Here is a 13965-nt window from a genome sequence, read left to right on the forward strand (position 1 = left end):
TCGGTTTAAAAATGCTGGTTTTTCGCACTGTAATATAATTATCACAATTGGTCGCTAGATTGGCTTAGTTCTTGCTGGACTAGACCAGTCCTCTCACACTACCATTTGGAGCATTCGTTATGAAACAGTTGTTCACTTCTGTCTTTACCAGTGCACTCGTTCTTTCGACCTCAGTGGCTTTTGCTGCTGAGCCTCCAGCGGCACTTCTCAAGGCTGCCCAAGCTGAAGGAACGGTGAATAGTGTCGGTATGCCTGATGACTGGGCTAACTGGAAAGGTACCTGGAGTGACCTGAACACGAAGTACGGCCTGAAACACAGCGACACTGATATGAGTTCCGCGCAGGAAATCGCTAAATTTTTGGCTGAAAAAGACAATGCCAGCGCAGATATTGGTGATGTTGGTGCTGCTTTTGGCCCCATTGCTGTCCAGAAAGGCGTGACCCAGGCCTATAAACCCACGACGTGGGATCAGGTGCCTGACTGGGCGAAAGACAAAGACGGTATGTGGGCGCTTGCGTATACAGGAACTATCGCCTTCATTATCGACAAATCTCAGGTGAAAGATGAACCCCATAGCTGGGCTGAACTGCTGAAAAGTCACTATAAAGTGACCATCGGTGATGTGGGGACTGCAGCGCAGGCGGCAAATGGCGTACTGGCCGCAACTTACGCCATGGGAGGAAATGAAAAGAATCTGAAACCTGGTCTGGAATACTTTGCCAAGCTGGCGAAAGCCGGGCGTTTAAGCCTGACAGATCCGGTGATTGCTTCTCTGGAAAAAGGTGAAGTGCAGGTTGGCGTGGTCTGGGACTTCAATGGATTGAGCTATCGCGACAAGATCGACAAAACCCGCTTTGATGTGCTCATCCCCTCAGATGGCACCATCACCTCCGGCTACACGACTATTATCAACAAATTTGCCAAACACCCTAATGCCGCGAAGCTGGCTCGTGAATATATTTTCTCCGATGCCGGTCAGATAAATCTCGCTCGTGGTTATGCCCGCCCAATCCGAGCTGATCACATCACTTTGCCTGATGATGTGAAAGTCAAACTGCTGCCATCCGAAGAATACAAAAACGCCCATCCGATTGCTGACACTGCTGCGTGGGATAAAAGCGCTAAAACGCTGCCGCGTCTGTGGCAGGAAAACGTCATGATTAACATGCAGCAATAACAACTAAAATTGAGTGATAAAGGCGAAGCGTTGATGAAAAGCATTCTAGTGGTACTGGACGGCCTGAATTATCAGGTTGCTCGTGATGCAATGGGATATTTACAGGCACAGTGCGCTGCTGGACGCGGCCGCTTGTATCAACTGGAATGCGCATTGCCTTCGCTGTCTCGGCCTTTGTACGAATGCATCCTCACCGGCATCACGCCGGTTGAGAGTGGCATCGTACACAACCAGGTTGACCGACTCTCAACGCAGCGCAGCATCTTTCACTACGCCCGAGATGCGGGGCTGTCCACCGCGGCAGCGGCGTATCATTGGGTCAGCGAGCTGTATAATCGCACGCCGTTTGACCCGCCGCGCGACCGCCATACCAGTGATGAAACGCTGGCGATCCAACACGGGCACTTCTATTACGATGACAGCTATCCCGACTCGCATCTATTTGATGACGCCGAGAGCCTGCGCCGTCGCCATGACCCGCATTTTCTGCTGATCCATTCGATGAATATCGACGATGCCGGTCACAAATTCGGTCTCTCCACACCACAGTACCGCAACAAAGCCCGCATAGCTGACGGTATCCTGTCGCACTATTTAGGCGACTGGCTGTCCGCGGGTTATCAGGTCATTGTCACCGCCGATCACGGAATGAATGATGACCGTAGCCACGGCGGTATTTTGCCAGAAGAGCGTCTGGTCCCGCTGTTTGTCTTTGGATCAGCCTTCAGCTTGCAAGCGGCCGAACCGCTGCAAACTGAGCTATGCGGCACACTGTGTCAACTGCTGAACATTGCGCACGATAAACCGCACTGCGCGGAATTGCTGGCCTGAACCCTGCCACTTTTTGAGGAGTGCCGATGAAAGCCAAGTGGATAGCCGTGTTATTCATGCTGCCGTTTGCCGTGTTTTTTACGGCTTTTCAGCTGGCTCCGCTAATTTGGGTAGCGGTCAGCAGTTTTTACAGTGATACCTACGAAGCCTGGGGATGGGGAAATTACAGCGATATCCTCACTTCGCCCTTCTATTTACAAGCGATGCGCTTCTCGCTCGATATCTCGGTTTGGTCGAGTTTATTGGGATTACTGATTGCATTGGTAAGTAGTTACTCACTTCGTCAGCTCGGTCCGACAAAGCTGCATGACTTTGTGATGTCCTTTACCAATATGACCAGCAACTTCGCAGGTGTCCCGCTGGCGTTTGCCTTTGTGATTTTACTTGGCTTGAACGGTTGTCTGACACTGTTACTGAAGAAGTATGGGCTGATGGAAAGCTTCAATCTGTATTCGAAAGACGGACTGATTGTGCTTTACACCTATTTCCAGATCCCGCTCGGCGTGCTGTTGCTCTATCCAGCCTTTGATGCGCTCCGTGACGATTGGCGCGAGTCGGCGGCGCTGCTTGGTGCCGGGCGTTGGCGTTACTGGCGGCATATTGGTATACCGGTGTTGTTTCCTGCGTTGATGGGGACGTTTGTCATTCTGTTGGCCAATGCACTGGGGGCTTATGCCACGGTGTACGCCCTGACTACCGGTAACTTCAACGTGGTGCCAGTGCGAATTGCCGCATTGGTGTCCGGTGATATTTCACTCGATCCGAACATGGGCAGTGCGCTGGCGATGCTGCTGGTGGTGCTCATGGCCTTTATCACGCTGATACATCAGTGGTTTTTACGCAGGAGCTATCTGAATGTGCGCTGAAAATTTGGCTAATTGCCGGGAGGAGGCCCATGTCACGCGCTGAAGGTTTATATCATCGTCTGATTGTCTGGGTATTGATGATCACCCTACTGTTGCCGCTGGCAGCCACGCTGGTTTATGCGTTGGTGAACGAATGGGGAGCGACCATTTTACCCAGCGGGTTCACCCTTAAATGGATGACGGCACTGTGGAGTGATCCGCGCTTTCTGGTCGCACTTGGGCACTCGCTGTTGATCTGCTTTGGTACGCTGTTGCTGTCGCTGGTCTTGATTTTGCCTCTGATGTTTGTGATCGCTTACTACTTCCCCAGACTTGATGCGATAATGAATGTGCTCATCCTTTTGCCTTTTGCCGTGCCACCGGTAGTCTCCTCTGTCGGCTTAATGTCGCTCTATTCGTCAGGGCCGCTGGCGCTGACCGGGACGCCGTGGATCCTCATCGGCTGCTATTTCACTATCGCGCTACCGTTTATCTATCGTGCTATCTCCAACAATATGCAGGCGATTAATTTACGTGATTTGATGGACGCCGCACACCTGCTCGGGGCCAGTACCTGGAAAGCGGCTTTGCTGGTGGTTTTGCCAAACTTACGTAAGGGGATGACGATCGCTGTGTTGCTGTCTTTCTCATTTTTAATTGGTGAGTTCGTGTTCGCGAATCTGTTGGCCGGCAGCCGCTATGAAACGTTGCAGGTTTATCTCTACAACATGCGCAACGGTAGCGGTCATTTCACCAGTGCACTGGTTATCTCCTATTTCGTGGTTGTCCTGGCATTTACCTGGATGGCTAACGTGCTGAATAAAGGAAAGAGCTGATATGTCCTATTTGCAGGTCACACAACTCAACAAGCATTATGGTCAGACGCAGATTTTCAACAACATCGATTTCAGTGCCAGAGAGGGCGAATTCGTTACTCTGCTGGGTCCCAGCGGCTGTGGAAAATCGACATTGCTACGTTGTCTGGCTGGGCTGACATCTGTGGACAGTGGGCAGATTATTTTGCAGGGGCAGGATATCGTTCCGCTCAGCCCGCAGCAGCGCGGCATCGGTATGGTCTTCCAGAGTTATGCGTTGTTTCCTAACATGACGGTGGAAGGCAACGTGGCGTTCGGCCTGAAAATGCAGAAATTATCGTCCAGTGAAGTTCATCGGCGAGTCGGCGACGTGCTGGCGCTGGTCGAAATGAATGAGTACTCAAAGCGCTACCCGCATCAGCTTTCCGGAGGGCAGTGTCAGCGCGTGGCGCTGGCCCGTTCATTAGTCACTGAGCCACGCCTACTGTTGCTGGATGAGCCGCTGTCTGCACTGGATGCGCGGATCCGTAAACATCTGCGCGAACAAATCCGTCGCATTCAGCGTGAGATGAACCTGACAGCGATTTTCGTGACCCACGATCAGGAAGAGGCATTGACGATGTCAGATCGCATTGTGCTGATGAATAAAGGAAAAATCGTACAAAATGCGGATGCCGAAACCCTGTATACTGAGCCGGTTGATGCCTTTGCCGCCGGTTTCATCGGCAGTTATAACTTACTCAATGCCACTGATGCGCAAGCGCTGACCGGCCAGCACTACGGTGGTAAGGTGGCAATTCGCCCTGAATCGATTGTAATATGTGCGCCTGAACAGGGCATTCCTGCCCGAATCTTACATCACAGCCTGCTTGGCAACGTCGTACGTTATCGCGTGCTGGCGAATAATGTTGAGCTGTCAGTGGATGTATTAAACCGATCTGTAGCCTCTCTTCTCGCCGATGGCATTGAAATTGGTCTTCAGTTAGATCTTGTTACGTTACGGGAAGTGGCATGAGTCTGGCGCTGTTTGATCTCGATGAAACTCTGATTAACGGCGACTGTTCTAGCCTGTGGTCTGCCTATATGGTGGCACAGGGATGGGTAGCGGATGAGCAGGCCTTCCTGCAACGCGACACTCTACTGATGCAGCAATATGCCGCAGGTCAGATGGACATGCAGGAATACATGACCTGTACGCTGGTACCGCTGAAAGGTCGCTGTGAATTAGATGTTGCAGTAATGATCGAGCGTTATATCCAGGAAGTGATCGCTCCGCGCGTCTATAATGATGCTCGTGAATGTCTGGAACAGCATCGTGCACGCGGCGATCGCATCGTGGTGATTTCGGCCTCAGGTGCTCATCTGGTTGCCCCGATCGCGCGTTATCTCGGTGTTAACGACACTTTGGCGATCAGTGTTGGCATTGAAAAGGGAATTTTCACGGGCACGACGCAAGGCGTGATGACTTACCGTGAGGGGAAAGTCACGCGGCTGATGGAACTGCTTAATCAAGATGTTTCACAGTTGCAGCACGCCAGTTTTTATTCGGATTCTCATAATGATCTGCCCTTGCTGACTAAGGTTGGCAAGCCGTGTGCAGTCAATCCGGACGCTATCCTGCACCAACACGCCCGGCAGGCAGGATGGCCGGTCTATGCCTGGCGTTAATGGAGCTGTTCTTTCGTGTTAACCCTTTTACATTTGTTGTCTGCTATTTCTCTGCTCGTATGGGGTACGCACATCGTGCGCACCGGCATCATGCGTGTCTTTGGCGCCAATCTGCGCCGTGTTCTGAGTAACAGTGTCGAGAAAAAACCGCTAGCGTTTGTAGCGGGCATTGGCGTTACTGCGCTGGTGCAAAGCAGTAATGCTACCGCGCTGCTGGTCACGTCGTTTGTATCGCAGGGGCTGGTGGCACTGGCTCCAGCATTGGTGATTATTCTCGGTGCAGATGTCGGGACCGCCGTGATGGCGCGTATCCTGACCTTCGATCTCTCCTGGCTTTCTCCGCTGCTGATTTTCGTCGGTGTCGCGTTCTTCCTCAGCCGTAAACAAACCCGCGCGGGGCAAATGGGCCGTGTCGGTATCGGGCTGGGGCTGATTTTACTGGCGCTGGAGCTGATTGTGGGCGCAGCGACGCCGATCATGCAGGCCTCCGGCGTTAAGGTTTTATTCTCGTCCCTGACCGGTGATGTGCTGCTCGATGCCCTGACCGGCGCAGTGTTTGCCATCATCAGCTATTCCAGTCTGGCGGCTGTTTTGCTGACGGCAACCCTTGCCGCGACCGGCGTGATTTCGCTTAAAGTGTCACTTTGTCTGGTCATCGGTGCCAACCTCGGCAGCGGGCTGCTGGCAATGATTAACGCCAGTAAACAGAATGCGGCGGGGCGACGTGTGGCGCTCGGCAGCACGCTGTTTAAACTGATTGGTTTGGTGATTGTGCTGCCGTTTGTCGGACTGTTGTCGACGCAACTGGCGCGGCTTGGCATTCCGGATGAAGAACTGGTGATCTACTTCCACATGTTCTACAACCTGATCCGTTGCCTGGCGCTGGTGCCGCTGACTGCGCCGATGGCGAAGGTTTGCGAGATGATGATTGCCGATGTACCTGAAGATGATCCCCGTCTGCGTCCGCGCCATCTGGATGTCAGCGCAATTGATACCCCGACGCTGGCGCTGGCCAATGCCGCCCGTGAAACCTTGCGCATGGGCGACGTGGTCGAACATATGCTGATTCTCAACCGGGAAGTGATGCACGGTAAACTGGCGCAGGATCGCGAAGTGCGGCGTCTCGACGATGACGTTGATGTGCTCTATACCGCCATCAAACTGTATCTGGCGCAAATCAACAAGGAAGGACTGGGCGAGGATGATTCCCGCCGCTGGGCCGAAATCATCGAAATGGCGCTGAACCTCGAACAGGCCGGTGACATTATCGAGCGCATGACCGGCGATATCACCGCCAAATCCCACGCTACGCGCCGCGCGTTCTCGCCGGAAGGACTGGTGGAGCTGGATGGCTTACATGAAAAATTGCAGGATAACCTGCGTCTGAGTCTGGGCGTTTTCCTGTCGAACGATCTGACCAGTGCGCGCCGTCTGCGCCGCTCCAAACACCGTTTCCGCATTCTCGACCGCCGTTATGCGCATGCGCACGTTGATCGCCTGCATCAGCATAATGTGCAGAGTATCGAAACCAGCTCGCTGCACCTCGGGTTGCTGGGGGATATGAAACGTCTGAACTCACTGTTCTGTGCGGTGGCCTATAACGTGCTGGATCAGGATGAGCAGGAAGATGAGCAGCGCGAACCGAATGATGATGTGCAACGGGTGTAGTACGAATCAAAACGGGCGCTGAGGAAGGCGCCCGTTTCTTTTTCATATTCTTTTTAGTCTGGAAATCAGTCTTTTTTGACCGGCTTACCGGACCAGTAACCGGCCAGCAAAGAACCTGACAGATTGTGCCATACCGAGAAGAGAGCGCCTGGCAACGCCGCCAGCGGGCTGAAGTACATTTTGCCGAGTGTTGCCGCCAGCCCTGAGTTCTGCATACCGACTTCCATCGCCAGCGTACGGCAGGTGGTTTCGTCGAAACCAAACAGTTTCCCGCCCCAGTAACCACTCAGCAAACCAATACCGTTATGCAGGATCACGGCCACAATCACCACCAGACCGACAGAACCGATAAAGCCCTGACTGCCCGCCACGACGGCACTGATGATGGCGATAATGCACACCATAGAAAACAGCGGCAGCAGCGGTTCGATGCGTTTCACGGTTTTGGTGAACAGATGATGAATAATCAGACCGGCTAAAATCGGGATCACCACAATCTGCAAAATGCTCAGTAGCATGCCTTCCACATCGACCTTAATGTGGGTATCGACGTAGAAGCGCGTCAGCAGCGGGGTGGCGAAAACACCGACCAGAGTGGAGACGGCAGAAATCGTCACCGACAGGGCGACATCCCCTTTGGCGAGATAAATCATTACGTTGGATGCGGTACCTGACGCCACGCTGCCCACCAGAATCATCCCCGCCGATAAATCTGCTGGCATATGAAACAGTTTAGCCAGCCCCCATGCCGCCAGCGGCATAATCAGATAGTGCAGGAACGTAGCGGCGGCCACCGGCGCCGGGCGTGACAGCACGCGTTTGAAATCACCGAACTCCAGCGTGACGCCCATCGCGAACATGATCAGCATTAGCAGTGTCGCGACGTGTGGGGCAATGGGCGTAAAGGTGCCCGGCGTATAGTAGGCGGCGACGGAGAGCAGCACGGCCCACAGCGGGAACAGGCGGGTTATTTTGGCTAACATGGTGAGGATCCCTTATTGGTCTTTGTTGTTTTTAATTATGTGATGTTGCAGGTAAAGCTTTGCCATAGCATTTGGGGTGTAGCATAAAACCGGGCGCATAAAAAAACCGGGCACAAAGGCCCGGCACTGACATGCACCGCGCCCGTTCTTATTCGAATAGGTTGCGATGAAGTGTTTTAACCACCTGATCAGCATCATTGCCCGGTACCAGGAAGCAGAGATTGTAGCTGCTTGCTCCGTAGCAAATCATGCGGATGTTGAACGGATCGAGCACGCCGAACACTTCTTTTCCGACGCCACAGGCTTGTGACAGTTTGTTGCCGATGATGGCGATCAGCGCCAGGTTCTCTTCGACTTCCACGCGACACAGTGAGGACAGCTCAGTCAGCAGCGATGTCGTGAGCAGGCTGTCATCCGAAGAGGTTGAACCCGTGGTATCCAATGTCAGTGCTATGTTGACTTCTGACGTGGTGATCAAATCGACTGAAATATTGTGACGCGCCAGAATGCCAAATACCTCGGCGAGAAAACCGCGCGAATGCAACATGCTCAGGCTGTGCAACGTGACCAATGTTTGCTTGCGGCGCAGCGCCAGGGCGCGGAATAGCGGCGGGTTGTCGGTGGTATTGCACACTAATGTGCCGCCAGCTGATGGGTCTTTACTTGAGCCGACAAACACTGGAATGCCGCGGCGCACTGCCGGTAACAGCGTGGCTGGGTGTAACACTTTAGCACCAAAAGTGGCCATTTCAGCCGCTTCTTCAAACGCGATGCGGTCGATGCGTTTGGCATCCGGTACCACGCGAGGATCGGTGGTATATATGCCGGGGACGTCGGTCCAGATATCAACACGTGCAGCACTCAGTGCTTCGGCTAGCAGGGCGGCGGTGTAATCGCTGCCGCCCCGGCCTAGCGTGGTGGTCCGGCCTTTACCTTCGCTACCAATAAAGCCTTGAGTGATCACCAGTGCCTCTTGTAGACGGGGTTGCAATTGTTGAATAGCCAGTTCAGACAGGGCATCCGTGTCCGGCTCGGCGCGGCCAAAGTGGTCGTTGGTGCGCATGACTTTACGCACGTCAAACCACTCTGCCGGGGCATTGTGTTGACGCAGAATTTCAACAAACAGCAAGGTGGACATCAGCTCGCCGTGGCTGACGAGTTCATCTGTCAGCGCTGTTGACGTCGCCAGGCTCGCCGCTTCTGACAGCATGCCGATGTTATCCAGCATGCGGCTGATCTCATCGCGGATCACATCCGGCTTATCAAGCCTGTCGATGATGGCGGTCTGGATGCGGCGGATTTCGTCGAGCAGAAATATCCGACGCTCGACGTCCTGGCCTAAAGCCAGTTCAACCAGCAAATTGGTGATGCCCGCAGAGGCTGAAAGTACCACCAGGCGCACATCGGAATTGGCGAGAACAACCTCGGCGCTACGGTTCATGGCGTCGAAGTCCGCTACGCTGGTGCCGCCAAATTTGGCGACAACCGTGGTGCCCTTAGAAGGGGCGTTGGCGTTGCGGGATACAGCGTGATTCATGGTAAACCTCGTGTCAGGGTCGCGTAAAAACACGACCATCTATTCCATAAGAATTGGCACTAGGGAAGAGCGGGAAACGGGAGCAGACGTAGAGAAGCTACGATACACCCAGAAGCGCTCCACCTTGCCGATACCCTTGCAGATATCTCGGTGACAACCCAGAGGATTCAGCCCCTGTGGTCGATCGTTCGCCTGCCGTCAGCGTTTGACCTCGGCGTCGCTCCCCCTGATGCACCTTCGTAGGAATCCGGCTCCTCCGGTACACTGCCTGGGCGACGCGCCTCTTCTGGCTCACACACCGTGCATGAGCACGCGTGCGAGTTAGGCGCTTAGGAATAACGGGTTATCGCCCGTCTGTCAACGGTCTGACGGCCAATCACGCCACATTTTGAGTAATTCTCATCTAATCTTGTTATCTGTCATTGTGATTTCACAGATCGGACCTATCGCAAGAAAAGGCATCTCATCTCAGGAAGTTCAGGATACAATCGGTATAGTTACCTCAAATTTATTCTCAGCCTAAGAGTATTGCTATGAAAAATATCAATCCAACTCAGACCGCTGCCTGGCAAGCACTGCAGCAGCATTTCGATACGATGAAAGATGTGCAGATTAGCCATCTGTTTGCTGAAGATGGCGACCGTTTCTTCAAGTTTTCTGCAACCTTTGAAGACCAGATGCTGGTTGATTTCTCCAAAAATCGCATTACCAGCGAGACGTTGGATAAACTGCAGGCACTGGCGAAAGAAACTGATCTACAGGCCGCAATAAAATCGATGTTCTCTGGTGAGAAGATCAACCGCACCGAAGACCGCGCCGTGCTGCACGTTGCCCTGCGTAATCGCAGCAATACGCCGATCGTGGTAGATGGCAAAGATGTGATGCCGGAAGTTAACGCAGTATTGGCGAAGATTAAAGGCTTCACCGAGCGCGTGATTGGCGGTGACTGGAAAGGTTACACCGGTAAGCCAATTACCGACGTGGTCAACATCGGTATCGGTGGTTCTGACCTTGGCCCATTCATGGTGACCGAGGCGCTACGTCCATACAAAAACCACCTGAATATGCATTTTGTCTCCAACGTTGATGGTACGCATATCGCCGAAACGCTGAAAGACCTGTCCCCGGAAACTACCCTGTTCCTGGTGGCATCAAAAACCTTCACGACGCAAGAAACCATGACCAATGCGCACAGTGCGCGTGACTGGTTCCTGAAAACGGCGGGCGAAGACAAGTACGTTGCCAAACATTTCGCCGCGCTCTCTACCAATGGTAAAGCTGTCAGCGAATTCGGCATCGACACCGACAACATGTTCGAGTTCTGGGACTGGGTCGGCGGACGTTACTCCTTATGGTCCGCCATCGGTTTGTCTATCGCACTGTCTGTGGGGTTCGAAAACTTTGAACAACTGCTCAGTGGCGCACACGCTATGGACAAACACTTCGCCAATACGCCAGCGGAGAAAAACCTGCCGGTTCTGCTGGCACTGATCGGTATCTGGTACAACGATTTCTATGGCACAGAAACGGAAGCTATCCTGCCATACGACCAGTATATGCACCGTTTTGCTGCTTACTTCCAGCAAGGCAACATGGAGTCTAACGGTAAGTTTGTCGATCGAAACGGCAACCCAGTGGATTACCAGACTGGCCCGATCATCTGGGGCGAGCCAGGCACTAATGGTCAGCACGCGTTCTATCAGTTGATTCATCAGGGCACCAAAATCATCCCTTGTGACTTCATCGCTCCCGCTGTCAGTCATAACGCACTGGGCGATCACCACGCCAAACTGCTGTCTAACTTTTTTGCACAGACTGAAGCATTGGCATTTGGTAAGTCTCTGGACGTCGTAGAGAAAGAATTTGCGGAGCAGGGCAAGAAACCTGAAGACGTAAAACACGTTGCGCCGTTCAAAGTGTTTGAGGGTAACCGTCCAACCAACTCTATCCTGCTGCGCGAAATCACGCCGTACAGCTTAGGTGCGTTGATTGCTATGTATGAACACAAAATCTTCACCCAAGGTGCAATCCTCAACATCTTCACCTTTGACCAATGGGGTGTAGAGTTGGGTAAACAGCTGGCGAACCGTATTCTGCCAGAACTAAAAGGCGATGAAGACGTGGTTGGCCATGATAGCTCAACCAATGGGCTCATTAATCGCTTCAAAAACTGGCGCTAATTCTCATCATCTTTCGAGACGCTTCTGCGTTGGCTAAGAACGCCGGTCACATACTGATGTGTGCTTCCATCGTTCTTTCAGTTGCTACCTTGATGCAACTCGAATGATTTAGGGCATTAGAGCGTGAGTAATACATCGAAAATAAAAGGTTAGCCGTTGCAGGCTAGCCTTTTTTAATGCCACTTTTTCTTCGCTGGCACTGTGGTATTCTGCGAGTATTAATAACAAAAGTGGGATGTAGATCACATGGCAGGTTCTAAACGTGGAACTATGATAGCCGTCATTATGCAGCGAATTTTGAACATGTTTTTATTGGGACTGGCGGCGATCTTAATGCTCTTTTTGGGGCGTGAAACTTACCATTTGTCCATGGTGCTGTTCGTCAATAATGACCAGTCATCCTCCTATTTATTGATTGAAGGTATCGTCATTTATTTCTTGTATTTTGAGTTTATCGCGCTGATTGTTAAGTACTTTTCATCCGGGTATCATTTCCCGCTGCGTTACTTTATTTATATAGGAATAACGGCAATTATTCGGCTGATTATCGTTGACCACAAAAGCCCGTACGATACGCTGGTTTATGCCTGTGCAATTCTGGTTCTGGTGATCACATTGTTCATGGCTAATAGCGAACGCCTGCGCCGTGAGTAACGGGTTGCCAGCAAGCTGATTGCTGCTGACGTATTCTGCGCTAGAATGCGAAGCTAATGATTAATAGGGGAGTTCAATATTTCCCGTCACGGAGTTCGTAATGTCTGAGTCTCACTCCCCCACACAGCCGCCCATTCACTGGTTTGACGATCCGCAGCATGTTCCTGCTGATGTTACCGACTGGCTGATGGAAATGGGCTCCATGACCCGCCGTTTTGAAAAGCAAGGCGTAACCGTAACAGTACAACCCAAGCGCGAATGCTTCGTCAGCCGTGAAGAGCTGGGCGAAAGCGAAGCCCAACAGTTACCTACGAGTGAGCGCTATTGGGTACGCGAAGTGGTGCTATTTGGCGATGATGAGCCATGGCTGCTGGGGCGCACGGTGATCCCGGAGGAAACACTGACGGGTCCCGATCTGGCGCTGGTGGATCTTGGTACGGTGCCGCTGGGTCGTTACCTGTTCGGTGGTAACACACTGACCCGCGACTATATTCATCTCGGTCTCTTACAGCATGAACAGGGTGATCTGTGGGCTCGGCGTTCCAGACTGCGCCTTTCCGACAAACCCCTGCTACTGACCGAAATCTTTCTGCCTGAATCGCCTGTTCATCGCCCCGAAAACAAGGTGCCGAAAGGATGAATCAGGCCAATCAACAAGGGGATCAAGAGGTGTCTGCGAGCCTTTCTCAGGGACATTGGCGTGATTACTGCCGCCTGATGCGCATCGATAAACCCATCGGATCTCTGCTGCTGCTGTGGCCGACGCTATGGGCGCTATGGCTGGCGGGTGGCGCTATGCCATCGCTGAAAATTATGTTGGTTTTCGTACTCGGCGTGTTCTTTATGCGTGCAGCCGGTTGTGTGGTGAATGATTACGCCGACCGCAAGTTTGATGGTCACGTTAAACGTACTGCCAACCGCCCACTGCCGAGTGGCGCTATTAGTAGTAAACAGGCCAAAATCTTGTTTGTCAGTTTGGTTCTGGCTTCTTTCCTGTTAGTACTGACCCTCAATCGCATGACGATTTTGTTATCGTTGGCCGGATTAGCACTGGCGTGGATCTATCCGTTCGTTAAACGGGTGAGCAATTTGCCGCAGGTGGTCTTGGGAGCCGCCTTTGGTTGGTCGATTCCAATGGCCTATGCGGCGGTGAGTGTATCTGTACCACTTAGCTGCTGGCTGCTGTTTGCCGCCAATATCTGTTGGACCGTCGCCTATGACACGCAATACGCGATGGTCGATCGTGACGATGACCTGAAAATAGGCGTCAAGTCGACGGCGATCCTGTTTGGTCGTTTTGACAATCTTATCAACGGTATTCTGCAATTAGCCATGCTGGCGCTGATGGCGATGGTGGGGTATCTGGCACAGCTTAGTGCACCGTTCTACTGGTCGTTGCTACTCGCTGCGGCACTGTTTGCGCATCAGCATAAACTCACCGCTAAGCGCGACCGTGATGCCTGTTTCCTCGCTTTTCGCCAGAATAACTATGTCGGGCTGGTGTTGTTCCTCGGCATCCTGATGAGCCTGTCGCACTTCAGTTTCTGACGCTGACTTTATTCATAAAATAAAACGCCCGGCTCTCAGTAAAGAGTGCCGGGCGTTT

13 protein-coding genes and 1 riboswitch are annotated in these 13965 nt (G+C 52.6%); of the genes, 11 read left to right on the top strand and 2 right to left on the bottom strand.

The window, feature by feature from the left end; genetic code table 11:
* Window positions 1-119: 119 nt before the first annotated feature.
* From IEV89_RS18340 to IEV89_RS18370, 7 genes are read left to right on the top strand one after another with little or no spacing between them, the layout of a single operon-like run.
* Window positions 120-1178: an ABC transporter substrate-binding protein gene (locus IEV89_RS18340; protein WP_188474964.1), complete on the top strand. Its 1059-nt coding sequence runs from the start codon at window positions 120-122 to the stop codon at window positions 1176-1178.
* A 33-nt stretch (window positions 1179-1211) separates the two neighbouring features.
* Window positions 1212-2009, top strand: a complete 798-nt coding sequence (locus IEV89_RS18345; protein ID WP_188474965.1) for an alkaline phosphatase family protein — start codon at window positions 1212-1214, stop codon at window positions 2007-2009.
* A gap of 26 nt (window positions 2010-2035) precedes the next feature.
* Window positions 2036-2875: an ABC transporter permease gene (locus tag IEV89_RS18350; protein ID WP_188474966.1), complete on the top strand. Its 840-nt coding sequence runs from the start codon at window positions 2036-2038 to the stop codon at window positions 2873-2875.
* Window positions 2876-2904: 29 nt separating this feature from the next.
* Window positions 2905-3690, top strand: coding sequence for an ABC transporter permease (locus IEV89_RS18355; protein WP_188474967.1), 786 nt, complete (start codon window positions 2905-2907; stop codon window positions 3688-3690).
* 1 nt (window position 3691) lies between these two features.
* Window positions 3692-4684 carry an ABC transporter ATP-binding protein gene (locus IEV89_RS18360; RefSeq protein WP_188474968.1) on the top strand — a complete coding sequence of 331 codons (993 nt, stop codon included), beginning with the start codon at window positions 3692-3694 and terminating at the stop codon, window positions 4682-4684.
* Complete coding sequence (locus tag IEV89_RS18365) at window positions 4681-5337, top strand: HAD family hydrolase (protein ID WP_188474969.1); 657 nt, start codon at window positions 4681-4683, stop codon at window positions 5335-5337. Before IEV89_RS18360 ends, IEV89_RS18365 begins: the two co-directional genes overlap by 4 nt.
* Before the next feature lie 15 nt (window positions 5338-5352).
* Window positions 5353-7005 carry a Na/Pi cotransporter family protein gene (locus IEV89_RS18370; RefSeq protein WP_188474970.1) on the top strand — a complete coding sequence of 551 codons (1653 nt, stop codon included), beginning with the start codon at window positions 5353-5355 and terminating at the stop codon, window positions 7003-7005.
* Between the two features lie 65 nt (window positions 7006-7070).
* Here IEV89_RS18370 and panS read toward each other — a convergent pair whose 3' ends face one another.
* Together panS and lysC are read right to left on the bottom strand one after the other, a co-directional pair.
* On the bottom strand, window positions 7071-7988 hold the full coding sequence (panS, locus tag IEV89_RS18375; protein ID WP_188474971.1) for a ketopantoate/pantoate/pantothenate transporter PanS: 918 nt from the start codon (window positions 7986-7988) through the stop codon (window positions 7071-7073).
* A gap of 148 nt (window positions 7989-8136) precedes the next feature.
* Window positions 8137-9525 carry a lysine-sensitive aspartokinase 3 gene (gene lysC / locus IEV89_RS18380; RefSeq protein WP_188474972.1) on the bottom strand — a complete coding sequence of 463 codons (1389 nt, stop codon included), beginning with the start codon at window positions 9523-9525 and terminating at the stop codon, window positions 8137-8139.
* 104 nt (window positions 9526-9629) lie between these two features.
* Window positions 9630-9819, bottom strand: a riboswitch (Lysine riboswitch).
* 239 nt (window positions 9820-10058) lie between these two features.
* Here lysC and pgi point away from each other — a divergent pair.
* The 4 genes from pgi to ubiA all read left to right on the top strand — a co-directional run bounded on the left by pgi (window position 10059) and on the right by ubiA (window position 13907).
* Complete coding sequence (gene pgi / locus IEV89_RS18385; RefSeq protein WP_188474973.1) at window positions 10059-11705, top strand: glucose-6-phosphate isomerase; 1647 nt, start codon at window positions 10059-10061, stop codon at window positions 11703-11705.
* A gap of 246 nt (window positions 11706-11951) precedes the next feature.
* Window positions 11952-12359 carry a phosphate-starvation-inducible protein PsiE gene (gene psiE, locus IEV89_RS18390; RefSeq protein ID WP_188474974.1) on the top strand — a complete coding sequence of 136 codons (408 nt, stop codon included), beginning with the start codon at window positions 11952-11954 and terminating at the stop codon, window positions 12357-12359.
* Window positions 12360-12459: 100 nt separating this feature from the next.
* A complete protein-coding gene (gene ubiC, locus IEV89_RS18395) occupies window positions 12460-12999 on the top strand; it encodes a chorismate lyase (RefSeq protein WP_188474975.1) in 540 nt (179 codons plus the stop codon).
* Window positions 12996-13907, top strand: coding sequence for a 4-hydroxybenzoate octaprenyltransferase (gene ubiA / locus IEV89_RS18400; protein ID WP_188474976.1), 912 nt, complete (start codon window positions 12996-12998; stop codon window positions 13905-13907). The genes ubiC and ubiA overlap by 4 nt, the downstream gene beginning before the upstream one ends.
* Window positions 13908-13965 lie beyond the last annotated feature (58 nt).

It is taken from the genome of Hafnia psychrotolerans, assembly GCF_014639435.1.
Classification (GTDB): domain Bacteria; phylum Pseudomonadota; class Gammaproteobacteria; order Enterobacterales; family Enterobacteriaceae; genus Ewingella; species Ewingella psychrotolerans.